Origin of the sequence: Leptospira alstonii serovar Sichuan str. 79601 (assembly GCF_000347175.1) — a bacterium.
GTDB lineage: Bacteria > Spirochaetota > Leptospiria > Leptospirales > Leptospiraceae > Leptospira > Leptospira alstonii.
On record NZ_ANIK01000001.1, the window covers coordinates 19,865 to 40,266 of the forward strand.

Below are 20,402 nucleotides of genomic sequence, written 5' to 3' on the forward strand. Positions count from 1 at the left end.
TGGAACGTTTTTTAACTCAATCAAGTTATAATCGGAAGCAAATCGGAGAGTATGAATTTGTTTAATAAGATATATGATGAAAAACTTTTTTCTCTCTGTTCTGATTGTTTCGGCTATGGTTGCGTGCTCGCCAAAAGACGACAAAGTGAACGAATTTCTTTTGTCCTTGCTTTTATTACAATCCGTACAACCGGATGATCCGAACCGCGTAGAAAATTACGATAGAGACGTGCAGATCATTACACATACGATGCCTCCCTCTTCTCCTTGGTATACGTTCGATCTGAGTTATTCGGAAGAGGACCTCGACGTTTACGTTACGCTCCTTCGCGCACAAATTGCAAAATATCCGAGAGGGTATTGGATCAAGGCGAAGGCGGAAAAAATTTATTTAGTCAAGTATATAAACGGTGTTAATGGCGGCGGCGGTGCAAGGGGTCTTTCTCTCGGTTCTGAAAACGGAATTTATCTTTCGGTCGGGCAAGGGATCGCTTCCTGCAATGGCTGCGAAGAGGATTACGCTTCAACGATCCATCATGAGTTGATGCATAATGTGGATTACTCGCAATTCGGTCCTTTCTATTCCCAAACTACGGACGACTGGAACGGTTTGAATCCGGTCGGATTTCAATACGGCGGCGTTTCCAATTCCGGCGCGGCGGCGAACGTTTGGACCCATATCATTCATCCGGTTTCCGGTTTTCTAAGCTACTACGGAACGACGAATAAGTTGGAAGATCGTGCTATCTTTGCGGCTGCAATTCTTGGCGGTTTACAACAATTCCAATCCGACACTTTAATCAATTTTTGCCAAGCCGATCCGATTCTGGCGGCAAAGACTATAAAACTTATATCTAATATGAATCGATTTTGGTCGTTTGCGGGAGCTGAAAACACGTTTTGGAAAACGAGAATCACCGAGACGGCAAACGCCTGTAATTGATTTCAATTTTAAACTTCCAATCCATGAAATCTTGAATGAATCTTAGAATTCAATTTCGGCTCCGCCGTATCGTATTTTTATGCGAGGGATGTGTTCTTTTAGGAGCGAGAAGACTCAAATCGGCTTTTCGTTTCGCGAACCAAGGCTTCCGCGAGTTTTGACAAACTCGGGCGAATCGATTTCTTGTGACAAAGATAAAATTTTCTTTCTACGAACAATTCGGGAATCGAAATCACTTTGAGCTTGGGCGTAAGGCTGTATTCCGATAAAAATCCGATTCCCAGATCCGCCTCGATACTTTTGATTACGGATTCTACGCTTCGAAGTTCCATCCCGATTTTCGGACGAAATGTTTTTCCGAACGAGCGGATCTTTTTTTCGACCGCCTTTCGGATCGCCGAGGCGGGATGAAAAAACACGAAGGATTCTTCTTGAATGTCTTTGAGCGTTTGTTTTTTCTTTTGAAAAATTTTATGCGTTTTCGGCGCGACCGGAACGATTCTGTCGGAGAGAAACTCTCTGGAAACGAGACCGTGCTCGTTTACGGGTCCCGTTAGGATTCCCAAGTCGACTTCGTTTAACAAAATCGCTTCCTTGGTTTCCAAGGAATCCCCCTCTCTTACGGAAAGGACAAGATCCGGATGATTCTTTCGAATCTTCTTTAAAATTTCGGGGAGAATCCAAGCCGATACGGTTCCCCCGGCGGAGATGGAAAATTCTCCCGAGAGTTCTTTGCCCGGTTCTTTCATTCCGGATTTTAATTCTTCCCAGAGTTCCCGCATTTTCAGCGCATAACCTAAAAAAACTTCTCCTTGGTAGGTGAGTCGTATCTGTCTGGGACCTCTTTCAAAAAGGGAGCAGCCCAATTCTTTTTCCAAAAGAAAAATCTGACGAGAAAGGGCGGGTTGTGTTAGGCCCAATGCACCGGCGGCTTTTTGAAACGTTCCCGCGTCCCTGATTTCGAGGAAGTATCGGATCTGTCTGAATTCCATCGATTCTTAATCTATAACTTTTAGTTATAATGTCAATCAATCCTATTTATTTGCATTATAGGATTCTTTCTGCTATCTTCTTTTTATCGGGAGGAGATATGGCCGGTAAGACATTGTACGATAAGATTTGGGAGTCCAGAGTCGTTGTTCGCGACGGAGAAGAGGATATTCTTTACGTGGATAGACATTTTCTTCACGAAGTAACTTCTCCTCAGGCGTTTGCGGCTTTGAAGGAAAAAGGAAGATCGGTTCGCAGAAAAGACAGAACTCTTGCGATCATGGATCATAACGTTTCCACGAGGAATAGGGATTGGAACGGAGCCGGGGAAGTTTCTAAAAAACAGATGGAACTTCTTTCAAAAAACTGCGCGGAATTCGCACTCGAGCTTTTGGATATCGATCATCCGGATCAGGGAGTCGTTCACGTAGTCGGTCCCGAGATGGGACTCACGTTACCCGGAACCGTGATTGTTTGCGGAGATTCGCACACTTCCACACACGGAGCGTTCGGCGCATTTGCATTAGGAATCGGAACGAGCGAGATCGAACACGTTTTAGCAACGCAGACAATTCGTCTTAAAAAATCAAAAAATTTTTCGGTAAAAATCATAGGAGAACTTTCTTCGGACGCAAGCGCGAAGGATTTGGCCTTATATTTGATCGGAAAGATCGGAACGGACGGAGGTCAAGGTTACGTCGTCGAATACTCCGGAGAAACAATCAGAAAGTTTTCCATGGAGGAAAGAATGACTCTTTGTAATCTTTGTGTCGAAGCGGGGGCAAGAGCCGGTTTGGTCGCGCCCGATCAAACTACGTTCGATTATATTGCCGGAAGGGATTACAGCCCCAAAGGCGAAGAGTTTAACAGAAAAGTAGAATATTGGAAAACTTTAAAGTCCGACGCGGACGCAGTTTTTGATAAGACGTTCGTTTTGAACGCCGGTGAGGTTTCTCCGATGGTTACCTGGGGAACCAACCCCGGACAGGTGGTTCCCGTTCTTTCCAAAGTTCCCAATCCGGATGCTTTTCCCGATCCGGAAACAAGGGCTGCGGCAAGAAGATCCCTAGAATACATGGGGTTAAATCCCGGCGACGATATGAGTTCCGTAAAGATCGATAAGGTATTCATCGGTTCCTGTACGAACGCTCGTGTCGAAGACATACGAAGGGCCGCTCGAGTAGCAAAAGGAAAGCGAGTGTCGTCTAACGTGAAGGCGATCGTGGTTCCCGGTTCCGGAAGAGTAAAACGACAGGCTGAACAAGAGGGGCTGGACAAAATTCTCATCGAAGCCGGATTTGAATGGAGACTTCCGGGATGTTCTATGTGTCTCGGGATGAACGACGACTATCTGCTTTCGGGGGAAAGATGCGCTTCCACTTCCAATCGCAACTTCGAGGGCAGACAAGGCAGGGGAGGTCGTACACATTTGGTAAGTCCGGAAAGCGCGGTCGTCGCCGCAGTTCTGGGAAGATTCGGAACGGTTCGAGAATTAGAGGAGGAAAGAATATGAGTCGGGCTTGGACAAAACACGAAGGGATTGCGGTTCCTCTGTATGGAAAGGATATAGATACGGATCAAATTCTCCCGAAACAATTTATGAAAAAGACGGAACGCACCGGATTTGGAGTTCACTTATTTCATAACTGGAGATATACGGACGAAGAGGGCAAGGTACCGGATTCAAATTTTGTTTTGAATCAATCGCGTTACAAGGGCGCTTCCGTTTTGATTGCGGGCGAGAATTTCGGATGCGGTTCGAGCAGAGAACACGCTCCTTGGAGTTTAGCCGATTACGGTTTTAGGGCCGTGATCGCCCCTTCTTTTGCGGATATCTTTTTCGGAAATTGTGCGAAGAACGGAATCGCTTTGGTTTGTCTTTCTTTCGTAGAAGTGGAAGAAATTCTACAATTCGTAACTGCGAACGACGGAGTGAAAATAACCGTGGACCTGGACCGGTTCCTTCTCTTTGTAGGCGATAAAAAGTATCGTTTTACTTTGTCCGAATCTTTTGCGAATCGTATTCGAAACGGTTGGGACGATATCGATCTAACGAGAAAACACATTCAAAAAATTGAATTCTTTGAGTCCACTCTTCGGTGAAGAATTGGAGCTTATCTTAAAAGTTGGCTTCTTTTCCGCATGAACTTGCCGGATTAAGAAAGTTTTAGGATAAGTTCCGAGAAATTCTTTTCAATCCGCATTTTCTTTGAATTGCTGGGATGGGCAGGCAATACGAATTTCGATTCCATTTGTGACTCTTTTTTACAAAAAAGATTCACATTTACAACATGACGAACAGTGTCCGTTTGCGTTTTATATTGAATTATAATATAAAAACGAGTTGAGTCCTTTTTTATATAATAAAAATGTGATCTTATGAAAGCCAAAGATTTAGCGAAAATACTCGGTCTGGAACTTAAGGGTAGCGGAGAAATGGATGTCAACGGAATCGGAGACATTGAAAATCATTCGAATGTTCTACCCGATCGAATTTATTATTTCGAGGCGAAAAAATATCTTAGCTCCAATCCGAAAGTGAAACAGGTTCAGTTGGCGCTTACCATTCCGTCCTTGGCCGATGAGTTTTCCTCCGCATTGATCGTTCCGGAACATCAGGCAAGAATCAAATTTATCGAATTACTTTCCCTCTTTGAAAAGAAACCGAAATCTTCGACTTCTTCTATTTCCAACAGGGCGAGTATTCATGAAAGCGCTAAATTAGGAAAGAATGTTACGATCATGGACTTTGCCGTGATCCAAGAGAATGTGGAGATCGGAGACAATTGTCAAATTTATCCGAACGTTGTCGTGGAAAGCGGAGCGAAGATCGGAGAAGATACCGTATTAAAATCGGGAGTCGTGATCGGATACGATTGTATTCTTGGAAAACAGAATCTCATCCATGCAAATACGGTGATCGGCGCGGACGGTTTCGGTTTTTACGATAAGGGCGGAGTGCGTCACAAAATTCCTCAAATCGGAAACGTAGTTATCGGAGATTACGTGGAAATGGGAGCGTGTTGTACGGTGGATCGTGCGACGATTGAAACCACAACCGTCGGAAATTATACGAAATTCGACGATCACGTTCACATCGCTCACAATTGTAGAGTCGGAAACTACGTTTTCATCGCAGGTGGAACGGTTCTTGCCGGTTCCGTTACTTTGGAGGACGGTGTTATCATGGGCGGTCAGGCGGCGGTCGCGGAAGGAATCACGATGAAAAAGGGATCGATCCTTTTGGGAATGTCGGGTCTTACCGAAAACAGCACGGAAAAAGTCGCTTACTTCGGCATTCCCGCAAAACCCGCGCTGGAAATGCATCGAATTCATTCTTCCCTGTCTAAACTTCCGGAGCTTGTGAGAGAACATAGAAATCGATCCAAGGATTGATTTAAAGAATAGGGTTCTCGATCTTTTTCGAAAGTAGGAAGGTGCGACTCGTTTAACATGAATTCGGCGAGGGGCCGCTCGCTTCCTGCTCCAATCAATAAATTGATAGATTGCTCTAAGAGCGAAATTTTTTCGTAATTCCAATTGGTTGATTCCCAGAACGCGATCCACAACCGAGCGACCGTAGGAGCGAGGTTTGAGTTTAGAGAGTGTTCGGCCGAGTTCAACTTCAATCGCTTTCGCATCGGTTATACCGAACTCAGATTGTTTTAGTAATCAAGTTACGATTTTTTTTAAAAGAAAGTATGTTTTGAGATAAGTCTTAAACGATCGGTTGGAAAGTAAGGATTGAATCTGCCTTTTGATTTTCGAAATTGGTAAAAGAGGTTCATTGCTTTTATGCCATCGAACGCAAGCGCGAAATTTTACGTCTTTCTAGTGATTGCCATGATTTCCTGGGGTTTTGCTTGGCCTTCGGCAAAACTAATCGTAGGAACTCAACATCCGAACGTGATCATCTTCTGGAGATTTTTGGCGACTGCGATTTCGCTTTTTCCGATCGTTCTCTGGAGAAAGGAATCCCTTCGTCTACCGAACTATAAAACCTGGTTTCAGGTCGCGATCGGCGGCGCTCTTTATACGATTTACAATCAATTCTTTCTCTTGGGTTTAAAGAACGGACTTGCGGGAGCGGGTGGTGTTCTTGTGACGACGATGAATCCGATTTTTACGTACGTGTTCGTACATTCTTTCCAAAAGAAATTGCCGTCCGCTCGCGAAGGGATCGGACTTTTACTCGGGTTGGTCGGAGGTTGTATTCTTCTCAGACTTTGGGAACTCGATCCGAATTCCCTATTCCTCTCCGGAAATATTTTCTTTCTTCTTTGTGCGTTTAGTTGGGCTTTTTTAAGCATGAATAGTCATAGTACGGGTCAGACGATTTCTCCGCTTGTGTACAGTTTTTACGTTTTTACGATCGGAACGATTCTCGATTTTTTTCTCGCCTTTCCGTACGGAGTGGAGAATGCCTTAAATTCCGGGCCGCAGTTTTGGTTTCACATCCTTTATCTTTCCGTGGTTTCTACGACTTTCGGGACTACGGTTTATTTTTTTGCTTCCAGTAAATTGGGTTCGAGGGTTGCGAGTTCGTTTATCTTTTTGGTTCCCGTCACGGCTCTTTCTGGAAGTTGGATTTTTTTGGATGAAACTCCGAGTTTTGCGACAACGATCGGCGGGACCTTTGCCGTGTTTGCGGTTTTTCTTTTGAATCGAAATCGGAACGGTGAAAATAAAAAAGATGAATTTTGAGTTTTCGTTCGTTCGGATTTATTACAAAAAAGATCAAGTTTGAAAAAAGAATTTTTCGGATCTTTCTCCTTGAAATCCGATTACCTCAATGAAGATGAAAGGGATCGTGTAAATAAACATGGATTACACCAAAACTTGAGATCTGATTCCTTGTATGTAAAGTCCTAAACCCTGAGATCTGATTCCTAACCACTGATTCCTAGTATGAACTCCTGCATTTTATTACAATTATACCGAATGATTGTAACTGATTTATTTTAAAGTTTCGGGACCAGACTCTTATTTTAAACTTGTTCCGACAAACGATCCGGCCAAAAAAACTTGAACTTATTCAGAGATTCAATCAAGGCCGGTTGTAATTTGATTCCGAGCTTATAGTATGATCCTTTACGCCGAACCCGCGTTATATTAGGATTGTATAATTTTGGTGCGGGAACGTTTTACTGATATCTATAAAATTGAGTACTGTTAATTTTCATCGCAAAATATTGGGTACTTTATTGTATACATAGTAGGGCAAATACTTATCGGCGATATTTTCGCCAGCTTTTAACCCCAGTGGCTTTTGTAGTAATGAGTTCCGGATGGGGCGATTTCAAAACCTTCCGGATGTTCGATCACGAACCTGGATTCTTTTAAATCCTCCAGATGGGGTCTGAGTTGATACGCGGATTGAGCCGTGTTGATCACCAAGTCCTCGATGGTCGTCATTTTTCCGGATTGAGAGGCGTGATAAATATCCTGAAAAATTTGAGTGGAAAGGGAATTCATATAAGATTCTCCTTATCTTTCAAATCGTACTCGTTTTGTGTCAAAGAGATTTTAGTTCTTCAAAGAAAGAACTTAAGAGTTTGTCCCACAACGCGCCCCTTAGGAAGCGTTGTGGCCAAAAGCCGCGAAGCGAAAGCGTTGGTTCTTAGCGAAGCTAAGATTAAGCGCCTCTTAGGAAGCGTTATGCAAAATATCTCCTTCGTCCCCAATTCATTCGTTTATCCACCGATTCCTAAAGCCAAATCTACGCATAACGGCAAAAAATAGAATCTATCCGATTTGGTTTTTGGTTTATTTCGTTTTCTTTCCAAGAAAAAGAATGGAAAATGATTCTGTCCTAGAGGATAATCGTTGCCCATGGGCCAAAAGAATCATATGCCTGAAACAAGAAGTCCGGTCGAATTGATGGAGTTCCTTTCGAAAGAAATGGACAATCCCTCTTTTGACGAATGGCTTTCCGAACTCGCGGATAAAGCGATCGCAAACGACAAATTCGTTTGGAGTTTTTTATACCAAGTGATGCGTGACGCGGATTCGGGTAGGCTTTCCTGGGGTTATCATAAAAGACTTCTTTCAGGAGTGGTTCAAATTTTTTCCAGGGTCGGCGACAGCCGCGCCTATCGTGCCATCATCAATTACGTTAAATCTTTGGATCGTCAGATTCCGATTGGAGCTTTGGAATTAATTACGGATTTATTACCTTCTTTTTCGGAAGTGGATTTGGACGAGATTTTAAAAATAGCGGCCAATCAGGATTCTCTCAAATCGGCCTTTGGAGTTTTGGCCCTTTTTCAATTGATTGCCCAAGGAAAGATTTCCCCCGAAAAAACGGAAGAGACAAAGGAGTTTCTTAAGAACTATAAAAACTACGTTTATTATTTGGATTCGGTGGTCGAACAGGCCTTGGATTATTTGGAAGCACAGGGAGAACCGAATCTGCTTACCTTCTTCAACGAAATCGCAGTATAAAACCGCGAAGTGTTACCTCAATTTTTCTCTCTAAGGATCACAACACAATAGAATCGTTGAAAAAATAATTTTAGATCGCATTTTATTTCATTAGAATAGGCGGTCCCGTGCGGTTTGATAATATGAATCGTAGAATTTTCAACAACTCTAATGATTTCCGACGCGTTTTATAAAGCCCTTACGGTAAAAAACGGAAAAATTTTAACCCCTGACAACGAATCACTGGCCACTTGAAACATAACCAAGTTTTTCTAACATAACGTGAATTCGACGGTTAAAAGTTTGGGCGAATCCAGCCCCGGTTTTTTCTTACGGAAAAAACCGGGGCTGGACCGCGCTTTCTGCTCCAATCAACAAATTGATAGATTGCTCTAAAAACGAAATTTTTTCGCGATTCCAATTTGTTGATTCCGCTTCAATCGCTTTCGCATTGGTTGCACCGAACTTACGTTAACATATAGTTCACGTTTGATTATTTAGCGCTCAATAGGGAATTAAAAACGAAGAATTTCCGTTTTTTGAAAAACGATTGAAACAAATACGAATTCGGATTTAAATTCATGAAAGAAGGTTACAATCCATGCAGTTAAAAATTTTCATTTTGTTTTTTATTTTGGGAATTCTTTTTCCGTTAGGCGGAGTTTTTGCAAAGGAAGGTTTTTACGATTTTAAAGTAAAGGACATCAAGGGTAACGACATAACTCTTTCCAAATATAAGGGAAAAGTGATAATGGTGGTTAACGTAGCTTCCAAATGCGGTTATACGTATCAGTACGAAAATCTTGAAAAAGTCTATAAGAAGTATAAGGATCGGGGATTTGTAGTAGTCGGTTTTCCGGCCAATAATTTCGGAAGCCAAGAGCCCGGAACCGATCGGGAAATCGAAACCTTTTGCAGAATTCAGAAAGGCGCGAGTTTTGATATGATGTCGAAAATTTCCGTCAAAGGAAAAGACAAACATCCTTTGTATTCTTATCTGACCGAAAATTCTCCGAATCCCGGAGAAGTGGAATGGAACTTTGAGAAGATTCTGATTTCAAAAGAAGGAAAGATCGAAGCGAGATATCGTTCCGCCGTGGAACCGGACAGTTCCGCAGTGACGCAGAAAATCGAATCTCTTTTGAAGTAGGCTCCTTTTGAATTTGAGGATTCTACTTTCGAAAACGTATTGCCCGCGATTTTTCCTTTTACTGATCTTTATAAAATCGAGTACCGTTAATTTTTATCGCAAAACCTGCTTCAATGCAAAATATTAGTACTTTATTATATAGCTATGAGTAAAATACGATTTCTTACGTTTCTGCTGATCTTTTTCTGGAACGGTCTTTCCATCTTTCCCGAAACTAAACTCGAAAACGAGGAAAGTCCTCGGCCGATCTCCATCCAAAAGGGGACGACCGAGACGGGGGTTGATCCCGAAGCGATCTTTAAAGCATTTGAAAATCATGATATCTTAATATTTGGGGAGGAACACGACGATATCGTCGGTCACAAAATTCGCCTGGATTGGTTCAAAAAAATCGCTTTGAAAACTCCGGTGATTCTTTCCCTGGAAATGTTGGAACGGGATCAACAAAAAACCTTGGATGAATATTTAAACGGTCAGATCGGAGAAAAGGCTTTCTTCAACGCTCTAAAGTTTTGGCCCAATTATTTACGGGACTATCATCCTTTTGTGCAATTCGCAAAAGAACACGGGATTCCGGTGCTTGCATCCAACGTTCCTAGAAAATACGCCAACCTGGTTTCTTCCTCCGGACTCGAAGCGTTATTTAAGATTCGTTCCGTTTTTTTACCGCCTAAATATCTGATTCGTAGATTCTCCCAGGAAGATTACGAAACTAAAATTAAGAATATTCTTAAATTACATCCGGGTATGAATTTCGACGCGAACACCGAACGGAGATTTGTGGACGCTCAGTATCTTTGGGACGCAGGGATGGCCGACTCGGTCGCCAATACGTTTTTGACAAAAAGACGAAAGGTGATTCATATCAACGGTCGTTTTCACAGTGACGAAGGTTTCGGCGTCGTTCATAGACTTCGCGAGGTCGGATTCAAAATCCTCTCGATTTCCATGTTTCCTCTGAAGAAGGATAACGTAGTTCCGACCGAAATACTCAAGGGTTGTGATTTTACCGTGATTACGGAAAGGAGGCAAAAAGAGAATTAAAGTGCTTGTCCGGAACTCGAAGATCTTCCGACAATTAAGAGGATGATGGAGACCGGGATTCAGACTCTTAAAAGCGCTCGATTTTTGTGTCCCGATTGCGGAACCGCTTCTCGGCTGCCGGAAGGAGTTCCCACAGGTTCCGTTTTTAGGCTTACTTGCTACCAGTGCGGTCACAAGGTTTTGGTAAGAATGGACGTTCCAAAACCTTCTTCTGTTCCGATTTCGTCTCATTCCGTTGTTCCTCCCTCCAACGAAATCAATCGTAGTCCGGAACCGCCGAAAAATGCGGGAACTCCCCACTTTCCTCCGCCGAGCCCTGCACCGTCGTCGACGGCCGGACCCGGAATCTTAGAAAGAATTTCGGATTCTTACTCGCAGGTTCAAACCCGATTGAGCGGGAAAGTGTGGGAACTCACACAAAAATTCCGGAATATACGGAAACATCCGGAGCCTAATTCCCTTTTACCGACCTCTTTGGACGACAGACCGCTTCTTAGAAGGGAAAAGATTTCATTCGAAAAAAAACCGTTCTTTGCCGTTCGTCGTGAGATCGAGGAAAACGGACAACCTGGAATCAAAACACTCGCCGAGAGATTGAGGGAACAAATCTCCGGTCGGCGCCTTCAACTTCCGAACGTAGTTTTATTAACCGCAGGTGCGGTCGTTTCTCTGTTGCTTGTCGGATTGATTCTTTTTTGGGTGGGGGTGATCACTCGAGAATCGGAACTTAAGGAGATGATTTCCCTTTTTTACAACCATCAACCTTCCGTAATTTACGATCGAGACGGAAAGAAAGTCTCCGAGATTTTCGCGAAAAAAACGAGCAACCTGGAATGGGACGCTTACCCGGAGAATCTGAAAAAGATCGTTCTTTTGGTGGAGGACAGAAGGTTTTTTTCTCATAGCGGAATCAACTATATGTCCGTGCTCCGCGCGATTTTCGTGAACATCACGAGTTTTCGTTTTAAACAGGGCGCTTCCACGATCACACAACAGCTCGCGAGAATATTGTTGGACGATCGTGAAAAAAGTATCGTTCGGAAAATCAAAGAGGCGCAACTCGCTTTTGCCCTGGAATATTCGTATGAGAAAAAGCAAATATTCTTATATTATCTAAATAACGTATACTTGGGTCACGGCGCTTTCGGTTTTGCGAGCGCGGCCGAATTCTATTTCAGAAAAACCCCCGCCGAACTCAATACGGAGGAGATGATCGTTCTCGCCTCCTTGGCTTCGGCGCCCAATCGATTTTCGCCTTTAAAAAATCCGGATCTTTCCAGACAAAGGGTCAATGCGATCGTTCATTCTTTTCGGGAAGACGAAATTCTAAAGGAAAATCCGAAATCGAAACTGGACGAAATCTATCTTTCGTTTCACATGAGATCTCCCGGTGAAACCGTATTCGGAAATCGAAGGGATCATTCTCCTTACGTAACGGAACACGTTCGTAAATTTTTGAACTCCTTATATCCGGATTCCAACATCTATGAAACGGGAGGTTTTTCGATTTACACTACGATCGCGGAACCTGTCCAAGCGGAACTTCCTAAAATCGTAAAAACTTACGTGGATAACGTACAAAAGAACGGACTCGTTCGTAAGACGAAACTTACGGACAATAAGAATTCCAGCGAAACGGCGGTTTTTAGAAGATACGTTCAGGATCTTTCACCGGCGCTTGAACTTTTTATCGATACGGATTCCTTCAGCGGTGCGAACGAATCGGGATTACAAGTTGCGTTAGTCGCCGTTGATCCCACCACAGGGGAAATTCTCTTGATGCACGGCGGCTCCGAGTTCAAGGCAGACAATCAGTTGGACAGAACGACCGCGATGAAACGTCAGACGGGTTCTTCCATCAAACCGATTTTATATTCCGCGGCGATCGAAACCGAACTCATCAACGCTTCTTCCAGAATTTTGGACGCTCCTTTGATCTACAGAAATCAAACCGGAAATTGGATGCCCGAAAATATCGGAAATCAATACGACGGAGATATCAGCGTTAGGCAAGCTTTGGCAAAGTCCAAGAACACGGCGGCGGTTCAAATTGCCGAGAAGTTGGGAATTTCAAGGATTCAAGATTTCTTTCAAAAGTATTTCTTTCCCGATTCGAAAGTGCTTTCCTCCAGATTCAGAGGGGATCTTTCTTTGGCTCTCGGTTCCTTGGAAATTTCTCCTTTGGAAATGGCGCTTGCGTATTCCGCGTTTGCAAACGACGGGACGATCAAACGTCCATATCTGATTCAGAAGATCACGGATCGGTCCGGTAAGATCGTCTACGAAAGAAAATCCACGGACGAGTTCGGATTAAAAGTTCCGGAGGAAAGAAAGGTCTTATCTTCCCAAGTTGCGGAAATCATGATCGACCTTCTTCACGGAAGCGCTAATTCGGCGGGAGTGAGAAACACGGGATATAAAGGGGAAGTGGCGGGTAAAACGGGAACCACCAACGATAACAGGGACAACTGGTTCGTGGGGGTAAGGCCGGGATTGTCGATGGCGATCTGGCTCGGATACGACGACCCGAGTTACGGACTCGGATCATCCGCGTTAGGCGGAACCGTTGCGGCCCCTCTCTGGGGATCGGTCGCCAAAATTTTCGAGACTGCGGAAGACGCGGACGAAAAAAGAAAATATCCGGTCGGCGAACATGCGGTAAACGCGACCGTTTGCGAAGAATCCGGTAAACTTCCGGGCCCTTCCTGCAAACACCCCCGAAAAGAACTTTTTAAGAGCGGCGCTGTGCCTTCCGAAGTTTGTCCCCTGAATCACGGAACGGACGCAAAACGGGAAGTACTTCGAAATGTATTTTAAAATTTTCTATTTTATTATAATATTCTTAACTTTTGTCTTAAACGTATATCCCGTTTCCTACGAGGAAGCGTATGCGATGGAAAAAGAGGATCCGTTGTTTTCGATCCCCTTATACGAGGAACTACTTCGGACCTCTCAAAAATCGGATATTCGTAAAACCGCGTCTTCGAGACTTTTTTTCCTATATGAGAAATATCGCAAATACATTCCGGCGATTCTGATGATGAGTCGTTCGGGGAAAATCACGGATAAAAAAGGGAGATATCCGTCGATCGTTAGCGAGTTGGCAAGCGGTTTAAACGTAAGTCCTTCCGCGCTCATTTCAGTCGTTTCGGGTTGTAACAAACCGATTCCGAAACCGGACGTATTCTTTCAAGAAACAAAGTCGCCCCAAACCAAGGAGGAAATCGCTTCCGTCCAGGAAACATCCTCCGAACAAACAACGGAACCGGGCGTAGTTCAAGAAATGCCTTCGTTGTTCAAAATTCTTTCCAAAAAAGAAAACGCTCCTCTCTATAAGGCTTGTTATGCGGTAAAAATCAAAGCGGGCGATTACGACGGCTGGGAAAAAATCCACGCTTTCGGAGAGATGAAAGGGATTCTCGCTCCCGAAACTTCTTTGGCATTGCGTATCAGTTTTACGCTTCATTCGGGAAGAGGAAGCGCTTATAAAAGAATTTATTCCGGCGGTAAATTGAAATCGTTAAGCGAAGAAGGAAAATCGGATCTTTTGTATCTCTACGGAAAGTTTTTGAGAAACTCGGGGAAATACGATTCATCCGCGAGATACTTTTGGATGAGCGGTTCTTATGCGAGCCAAGAACGAAGCGGAATCGAAACCGCAAAAACACTTTTGATTTCCGGAAGAAAACAGGAAGCCTGTTCCCATCTTACGAAAAATTTTTCTCCGGGAGACGAATCGGAGGAACTTTTATCCAGGGTTTGTTTTAAAAATTTCGAAAATTCCGCTCCGAGTTTTATAAAGGCTGTAAGAATCTTAAACAAGGATGCTCCCGATCCCGTGTTTGAACATTTTTTGGGAAAAGACACCTCCCATAAAACCGAAGAATCCGATTCTGTCGATTCAAACGAATTCGATTCCAATTACGGAAAACTTTTGGATGAAAAATTATTTTCCGGCGAAAAAAATCCGACTCCATTTTGGGATTATCGAAAAATGAGGACGACGTTGACGATTTCAAGTTCGCCTTCCTATATTTGTAAATATGGGAAAGGCCAACTATTTAATAAAAATCTAATACAGCCCCAGAATTGTGTTCCTTATTCGGAATTTTCCGCGGATACGATCTTAGCTACTCCCATCTTTGAGTCCGATCAGGAAGAATGGAGTTTGGTGTTTTCGAACGCCGCATACAATCCGATTTCTGCTCAAATTGTCTTTGCGGATTCGGAAGGCACGGAAATCGCCTTTCAAATGTCTAATTTAGTATATCGTAAATCTTTAAATCGTTTTTTTGTCGACGGATTTTCAAGCGACAAGAAATACAATTTTTACTCGATCGATCTGAAGAAGATTTCCGTGAACATACTGGATTCAAATTGATTTTGAATTGTTGCCACCTAATCTAGGACGCTTCCGATTCGTCAGAAAAGGAAATCGAAAATTTTTCCCTACCTTTTATCCCCGACTTGGATTATGGTTTTTATCCGCTTTATAAAAGAACATTGGGGCGTACGGTCGGGTAAGTTCTTTCCGATAAAAAGAAATCCTTTTGAAAACTGCCGACCACAGGTTCCTATCTCTGGTCAATAAATTTCAAATCTATTTATATATTTCGCGTTTCAGGTCGCGTTTTTCGTTTCTTATGGAAACTCAAAACGCTTTCACTCGCAAGCTTCGAAGTAACTCAGCAGATTCTTCCCTATGGGTCAGAATCTATCTTCCAGATTCGTTTTTATTTATTAAGATTTTATTGTAAAGGTAGGAAAATGAAATTGGGCAGGTTTTCTCAACTTCGTTGAGAGCCAACGCCTTTGCTTTGCGGCTTTTGGCAATCTTGCTCCTTATGAGTCGCTCGATTGGATTCGCCTCCCCTTCGCTCGGGCAATCCTGCCTCGCTCGCGTAGGCTCGTCGCAATGCTTGCTCGACTTCCTGTCTCGCATCGCTTCCTATGGGTCGCGATCGCATTGCTCTATTCGAATCATTCCAGATTCGTTTTTGTTTGTAAGATTTTGCTGGATGAAAGTGAGGAAAAATTTTTGGGCAGGGAAGGATTCGAACCTTCGAAGACATAGTCAGCAGATTTACAGTCTGCCCTCGTTGGCCACTTGAGTACCTACCCGAAGAAAAATAGCTGCCTATAGGAATCGAACCCACAACCGTCTGATTACAAATCAGATGCTCTACCAATTGAGCTAAGGCAGCAATTCGCTATCGGAGCCAGTATTACAGGCTGTTTTCCTCGGTCAAATAAAAAATCCGAATACGTTCCTCACTTGTTTTTCCGGATTATTTATTTCCCACTGAGGAAAAAAAGTTTCGATTGCAGCTTGTTTGCCGAAAATGGAAGAGATGATTCTAACTTTGATTCATACCGGAATGACTCTTTCAATCCTTTGTTTTTACACAGGTTATTATTTTCGTTTTAAAAAAAATCTTCTCCATCGCATTTTCAATCTCCTCGGCGCGGGCTTCAATTTAACGACGGCATTCTCTCTTCTTTACGTGAAATATTTAGGCGGCGGTTTGGAAAACGTCGGAATCGTTCCCGCGGTGGAACGCTGGATCATCGATACACATCGTGTGTTTGCCGTATTGACCTTGATTTTAATGTTACTGATGGTTTGGTCCGGATTAACTCGAAAAAAAGAATTCCACAGAAAGCTGCACTATATTTTCCTTCCTCTATACACTGTAATTTTCCTTTCCGGTTTGGTTTTGTTTCGTTCCGCGAACTGACCTTCTTCCGGCGCCTCGTTTCGAGGTTGGAAATCGGCATCTCATTCGCTTAGGAAGAATATGAACGAAATCAAAGAACTCAAGAGTTTTGCAAACGAACTTAGAAAGAGCGTGATCCGGATGGTAACAGCCGCAAATTCCGGACACCCGGGCGGCCCCTTAGGCCTTGCGGATATTTATGCGGTTCTATATAAGAAAATTCTAAATCATAAACCGTCCAATCCGGATTGGGAAGAAAGGGATCGTCTAATTCTTTCCAACGGTCACGTATGCGCGATTCGTTACGCGGCTATGGCTCATTCCGGTTATTTTCCGGTGGAAGATCTTTTAACTTTCCGCAAATTGGGAAGTAAACTACAGGGTCATCCTTCCACTCGGTATATGAGCGGAATTGAAAGTTCTTCCGGCTCCTTAGGCCAGGGACTTTCCGTTTCCGTGGGACTTGCGCTCGGTGCGAGATTCAAAAAACAAAATCATAGGATTTATACCTGTATCTCCGACGGAGAATGCGGGGAAGGAATGACTTGGGAAGCCGCTCAATCCGCCGCCCACTATAAATTGGACAACTTGATCGTTTTTATGGATAAGAACGGAATTCAGATCGACGGTTTTACGAAAGACGTTATGAATCTCGAACCTCTGAATAAGAAATTTCTTTCCTTCGGGTGGAACGTTTTGGAAGCGGACGGTCACGATATCGAAGCGATCATCTCTTCATTCGAAAAAGCGAAACTTCACAAAGGTTCTCCGACGATCATTTTATTTAATACGGTATTGGGTAAGGGAGTTTCTTTTATGGAGAATAATCCGGGATGGCACGGAACTCCTCCCAAGCCGGAAGAAGAAAAGAAGGCTCTCGAAGAGTTATCGGCGCTTTCCGTTTAATCGAACGTTTCCCCGCGGCCCTTTGCGGGGGAGCTTTTTCTTTTTTAAATTTTTTTCCACATTCTTATCTTTCGACGTTTTGTTTTCCTTCTTTCGCTCGTAAGACATAGTAAGTTATAGAACTCATTCCATTTTTTCGGATAGCCGGTTTTATTCCGAATTGACTCATTTCGTTTTTCGTAAAAATATATTGTTTATGCCTTTGTACGATTCATATTCCGAGTCTTTTCATTTTCCACCTGATAAACTTGAAGAAAAGTTTTACCAACTTGAGTTTTCCGGCGCGGAAGAAAAAATTCGGGTGATTCGCGAGATTGCCGACATGGTTCCTTGGCAATTTGAAATCAGCGAATTTGTGGAAGAGTTTAAGGATCCGACTTTGAGGGTTTTTGCGCGTTCCATTTCTTCCATCGTTCGTCTGGAACGTATCAATACGCGTTATTCGCTTCTTGCAGGTAAAGGTCACGTCAACGACTACGGCGATTTGGAAGAAGCGGTATTTTTACTTTCCAGCGTCGGCGATCCGGACGCGTCTTATCACGAATTCAAAGTCTATTTGGATCGACTTGCTTTGAGAGTGGAAGAGTTATGCGATCTCAATCCAGAATACGTTTCGGAAGAATTGAAGGTTCATTTCCTGACGAGAGTGCTTTCTTCGGAGGAGAATTTTCAAGGGAACAACGATCAATACGACAATCCTGAGAATTCTTTTGTGACCCGTATCGTTCATACGAGAAAAGGAATTCCGATTTCTCTTTCCGCGATTTATCTTCTCGTAGCAAGAAGGCTTTCTCTTCCTCTGTTCGGAGTGAATATGCCGCTTCACTTTCTCCTTCATTTCGATTCTCCGGATTACGAAACTTTCATCGATCCGTTTCACGGGGGAGTTCTTCTGGATAAATCCACCTGCATACGATTTTTGGAAGCGAACAGTTTTACTCCGAGCGAAAGATATTTTACCAGAGCCAGCACTCTTTCTATTATTAAAAGAATGTACCGTAATTTGATTCACATATATCGTAAGGAACAATTCCGAGATATGGAAGATATTCTCGCTCGACAACTCCTGATTTTGGAAAACAAACTCAAAGCCTAAACTTCTTTCGAGAGTTCTTGCTTGAGCCTGTACGGTTATTTTGAATACTGTCCCCACGGGAAGGGGTAGTGAAAGCGTCCGTACTGAAAGATTCTCTGATTCGGAAATTCGATAAGAAACTGGAAACGATCATTCGGGAAGATCTCAAGATTCTCGCAGAAATCAAAACCTATACGATTCGATCCGGTGGAAAACGGATTCGTCCGATTCTTCACTATTGTCTCTGTCAGCTTTTAGGTTATTCCGGTAAACACTGGTTGGACGTGGGAGCGATCGCCGAGTTGATTCATTCCGCCAGCTTGCTTCACGACGACGTGGTCGACGAGGCTGCAACCAGGAGAGGACTTCAAAGTGTGGGTTCCAAGTTCGGCAACAAGACGGCGATTCTTGCGGGAGATTACCTTCTTGCTTGCGGAATCGATCATCTGAACGGTCTGGGTTATCCCGAGCTGATGGACGTTTTTACGCGGGTTATCAAAGATCTTTCCGTCTCCGAACTCATTCAAATGCAATGGGAAAAAAATCCGAAAATTACTTTAGATATTTATAATAAAGTTGTCTATGGTAAAACCGCCTCCTTATTCGGCGCGGTGAGCTTTTCCGCGGGAGTTCTTTCGAATAAAAACGAAAAGGAAAAAAAGAAACTGAGACAATTCGGGATTGATCTCGGTTCTTTCTTTCAGAAAAAAGACGACGCGATCGATTATTTCACTCCGGCAAGCAAAAGCGGGAAAGTTCCTCTCAAAGATTTTTACAACGGTCTTTATACCTATCCGATTTTGTTGTTGCTCGATCGGGCGGATAAGAACGACAAAAAGTTGATTCATTCGCTTTTTGCCAAGCCGGAAAGGTCGCAGGGAGACGGGGTCGTGATTTTAAGTCTTCTTTCCCGTTATCAGATCCGGGAAAGGATGGATACGGAGTTTCAAACGATCGCGAACAATTTAATGAAATTCTTAAATAGTTTTTCCGAATCTTCGATCCGGAATCTTTTAAAAGAACAAATTCTGAAACTTTTGGAAGAATAGATTTGCATTTTGATCGATAAGAGTGTCCACTGATTTCCCGAACGATTCTGTATACGGAGAAAGAAAATGACATCTCAACCTTATCCACAACCGAACCCTAAACTCGATCTCGTTATTGAACGGATCGTGGACGTTCCGCGAGAATTGGTTTGGACCGCATGGACCACTCCGGAACATCTCAAACCTTGGTTTTGTCCAAAGCCGTGGAAAACGATCGATTGTGAGATCGATCTAAGACCGGGTGGAATTTTTCGGACCATCATGCAATCCCCCGAGGGACAGGACTTTCCGAATATCGGTTGTTATCTCGAGGTGATTCCGAATGAAAAACTTTCTTGGACGGACGCTCTTCAGCCCGGCTTTCGTCCTTCTCCCGATCCCACTCATCCGTTCGGTTTTTTTACCGCAGTGATTACTTTGGAAACTCACGGAACCGGCACTAAATATAGGGCGACTGCGATTCACGGAAACGAAACCAATCGAAAAAAACACGAGGATATGGGTTTTTACGACGGTTGGGGAACCGTTTTGGATCAGCTCGTCGTTTATATCAAAAACATTCAATTCTAATATAACGCGAGTTCTCCGTAATCGATGCGAAAGCGATTGAAGCGAGATCACCAAAGAAGGATCAAAAACGCACGTTTCAAGTTGCGAGAGGTTAGTTCTAGGGATTAGGATTTTACACAATAAAATGCAAGTGTTCCGACAAGAATGGAGCTTTTTACTTGCAAAAAGTATGATTTTCTGATAGAGAAAAATCTCCCGAGTCTTCCCACCGCCTCTCCCCTCCACCCAAAATTAGGGTGGGGCTTGCTTGTTTTACAGTAGATTGTCGTAATTCCGACAGATTTACAGCGCGTCCCAAAACTTAATTTTACATTATCAAAAAGATCAAGCTGCAAGGTTCTGTCCCTATCGAGCGACCCGTAGGGAGCGAGATTGAGTTAAACCTTTCGCGACCCGAAACGCGATCCGTAGTGAGCGTTTCACTGAGTTCAGATAGTGATCACTTGAAATAGGTGCCTCATTCTCTATGGGTCATTCGGCAGGGAGCGAGATTGAGTTAAACCTTTCGCGACCCGAAACGCGATCCGTAGTGAGC

Annotated in this window: 17 protein-coding genes and 2 tRNA genes; 15 read left to right on the top strand and 4 right to left on the bottom strand. The window is 43.4% G+C overall.

The window, feature by feature from the left end; genetic code table 11:
- Nucleotides 1–76 precede the first annotated feature (76 nt).
- Nucleotides 77–943 carry an LIC13305 family lipoprotein gene (locus tag LEP1GSC194_RS00125; protein WP_020771707.1) on the top strand — a complete coding sequence of 289 codons (867 nt, stop codon included), beginning with the start codon at nucleotides 77–79 and terminating at the stop codon, nucleotides 941–943.
- A gap of 98 nt (nucleotides 944–1,041) precedes the next feature.
- Here LEP1GSC194_RS00125 and LEP1GSC194_RS00130 read toward each other — a convergent pair whose 3' ends face one another.
- Entirely contained in the window at nucleotides 1,042–1,935 is an 894-nt protein-coding gene (locus LEP1GSC194_RS00130) for a LysR family transcriptional regulator (RefSeq protein ID WP_020771698.1), read from the bottom strand.
- A 98-nt stretch (nucleotides 1,936–2,033) separates the two neighbouring features.
- Between LEP1GSC194_RS00130 and leuC the strand changes: the two genes are divergently transcribed.
- The 4 genes from leuC (at nucleotide 2,034) to LEP1GSC194_RS00150 (ending at nucleotide 6,637) form a co-directional block, all read left to right on the top strand.
- Nucleotides 2,034–3,446: a 3-isopropylmalate dehydratase large subunit gene (gene leuC / locus LEP1GSC194_RS00135; protein ID WP_036040412.1), complete on the top strand. Its 1,413-nt coding sequence runs from the start codon at nucleotides 2,034–2,036 to the stop codon at nucleotides 3,444–3,446.
- Entirely contained in the window at nucleotides 3,443–4,036 is a 594-nt protein-coding gene (gene leuD / locus LEP1GSC194_RS00140) for a 3-isopropylmalate dehydratase small subunit (protein WP_020771705.1), read from the top strand. The genes leuC and leuD overlap by 4 nt, the downstream gene beginning before the upstream one ends.
- Nucleotides 4,037–4,312: 276 nt before the next feature.
- A complete protein-coding gene (lpxD, locus tag LEP1GSC194_RS00145; RefSeq protein WP_020771690.1) occupies nucleotides 4,313–5,329 on the top strand; it encodes a UDP-3-O-(3-hydroxymyristoyl)glucosamine N-acyltransferase in 1,017 nt (338 codons plus the stop codon).
- 399 nt (nucleotides 5,330–5,728) lie between these two features.
- Nucleotides 5,729–6,637: a DMT family transporter gene (locus LEP1GSC194_RS00150; protein ID WP_036040415.1), complete on the top strand. Its 909-nt coding sequence runs from the start codon at nucleotides 5,729–5,731 to the stop codon at nucleotides 6,635–6,637.
- Nucleotides 6,638–7,186: 549 nt separating this feature from the next.
- Here LEP1GSC194_RS00150 and LEP1GSC194_RS00155 read toward each other — a convergent pair.
- Nucleotides 7,187–7,408 carry a hypothetical protein gene (locus tag LEP1GSC194_RS00155; protein WP_017809492.1) on the bottom strand — a complete coding sequence of 74 codons (222 nt, stop codon included), beginning with the start codon at nucleotides 7,406–7,408 and terminating at the stop codon, nucleotides 7,187–7,189.
- 357 nt (nucleotides 7,409–7,765) lie between these two features.
- Between LEP1GSC194_RS00155 and LEP1GSC194_RS00160 the strand changes: the two genes are divergently transcribed.
- From LEP1GSC194_RS00160 to LEP1GSC194_RS00180, 5 genes are all read left to right on the top strand, one after another.
- A complete protein-coding gene (locus tag LEP1GSC194_RS00160; RefSeq protein WP_020771695.1) occupies nucleotides 7,766–8,377 on the top strand; it encodes a hypothetical protein in 612 nt (203 codons plus the stop codon).
- A 580-nt stretch (nucleotides 8,378–8,957) separates the two neighbouring features.
- Complete coding sequence (locus tag LEP1GSC194_RS00165; RefSeq protein WP_020771693.1) at nucleotides 8,958–9,506, top strand: glutathione peroxidase; 549 nt, start codon at nucleotides 8,958–8,960, stop codon at nucleotides 9,504–9,506.
- 144 nt (nucleotides 9,507–9,650) lie between these two features.
- Nucleotides 9,651–10,550 (top strand): ChaN family lipoprotein, encoded by a 900-nt coding sequence (locus LEP1GSC194_RS00170; RefSeq protein ID WP_020771689.1) that lies wholly within the window; start codon nucleotides 9,651–9,653, stop codon nucleotides 10,548–10,550.
- A gap of 42 nt (nucleotides 10,551–10,592) precedes the next feature.
- Nucleotides 10,593–13,367, top strand: coding sequence for a transglycosylase domain-containing protein (locus tag LEP1GSC194_RS00175; protein WP_020771684.1), 2,775 nt, complete (start codon nucleotides 10,593–10,595; stop codon nucleotides 13,365–13,367).
- Nucleotides 13,357–14,931 carry a hypothetical protein gene (locus tag LEP1GSC194_RS00180; protein ID WP_020771679.1) on the top strand — a complete coding sequence of 525 codons (1,575 nt, stop codon included), beginning with the start codon at nucleotides 13,357–13,359 and terminating at the stop codon, nucleotides 14,929–14,931. The genes LEP1GSC194_RS00175 and LEP1GSC194_RS00180 overlap by 11 nt, the downstream gene beginning before the upstream one ends.
- A 658-nt stretch (nucleotides 14,932–15,589) precedes the next feature.
- On the opposite strand, the gene LEP1GSC194_RS00190 is transcribed toward LEP1GSC194_RS00180, so the two are convergent.
- Together LEP1GSC194_RS00190 and LEP1GSC194_RS00195 are read right to left on the bottom strand one after the other, a co-directional pair.
- Nucleotides 15,590–15,671, bottom strand: a tRNA-Tyr gene (locus tag LEP1GSC194_RS00190).
- A 10-nt stretch (nucleotides 15,672–15,681) separates the two neighbouring features.
- Nucleotides 15,682–15,754: transfer RNA gene (locus tag LEP1GSC194_RS00195), tRNA-Thr, on the bottom strand.
- 147 nt (nucleotides 15,755–15,901) lie between these two features.
- Between LEP1GSC194_RS00195 and LEP1GSC194_RS00200 the strand changes: the two genes are divergently transcribed.
- The 5 genes from LEP1GSC194_RS00200 (at nucleotide 15,902) to LEP1GSC194_RS00220 (ending at nucleotide 19,867) form a co-directional block, all read left to right on the top strand.
- The gene (locus LEP1GSC194_RS00200; protein ID WP_036040428.1) at nucleotides 15,902–16,288 is read left to right on the top strand and encodes a hypothetical protein; all 387 of its coding nucleotides are present in this window, start codon (nucleotides 15,902–15,904) and stop codon (nucleotides 16,286–16,288) included.
- A gap of 60 nt (nucleotides 16,289–16,348) precedes the next feature.
- A complete protein-coding gene (locus tag LEP1GSC194_RS00205) occupies nucleotides 16,349–17,173 on the top strand; it encodes a transketolase (protein ID WP_017808837.1) in 825 nt (274 codons plus the stop codon).
- A gap of 160 nt (nucleotides 17,174–17,333) precedes the next feature.
- Nucleotides 17,334–18,269, top strand: coding sequence for a transglutaminase-like domain-containing protein (locus LEP1GSC194_RS00210; protein WP_020771692.1), 936 nt, complete (start codon nucleotides 17,334–17,336; stop codon nucleotides 18,267–18,269).
- 68 nt (nucleotides 18,270–18,337) lie between these two features.
- Nucleotides 18,338–19,297 carry a polyprenyl synthetase family protein gene (locus LEP1GSC194_RS00215; RefSeq protein WP_020771685.1) on the top strand — a complete coding sequence of 320 codons (960 nt, stop codon included), beginning with the start codon at nucleotides 18,338–18,340 and terminating at the stop codon, nucleotides 19,295–19,297.
- Between the two features lie 66 nt (nucleotides 19,298–19,363).
- Entirely contained in the window at nucleotides 19,364–19,867 is a 504-nt protein-coding gene (locus LEP1GSC194_RS00220; protein WP_017808834.1) for an SRPBCC family protein, read from the top strand.
- Nucleotides 19,868–20,402 lie beyond the last annotated feature (535 nt).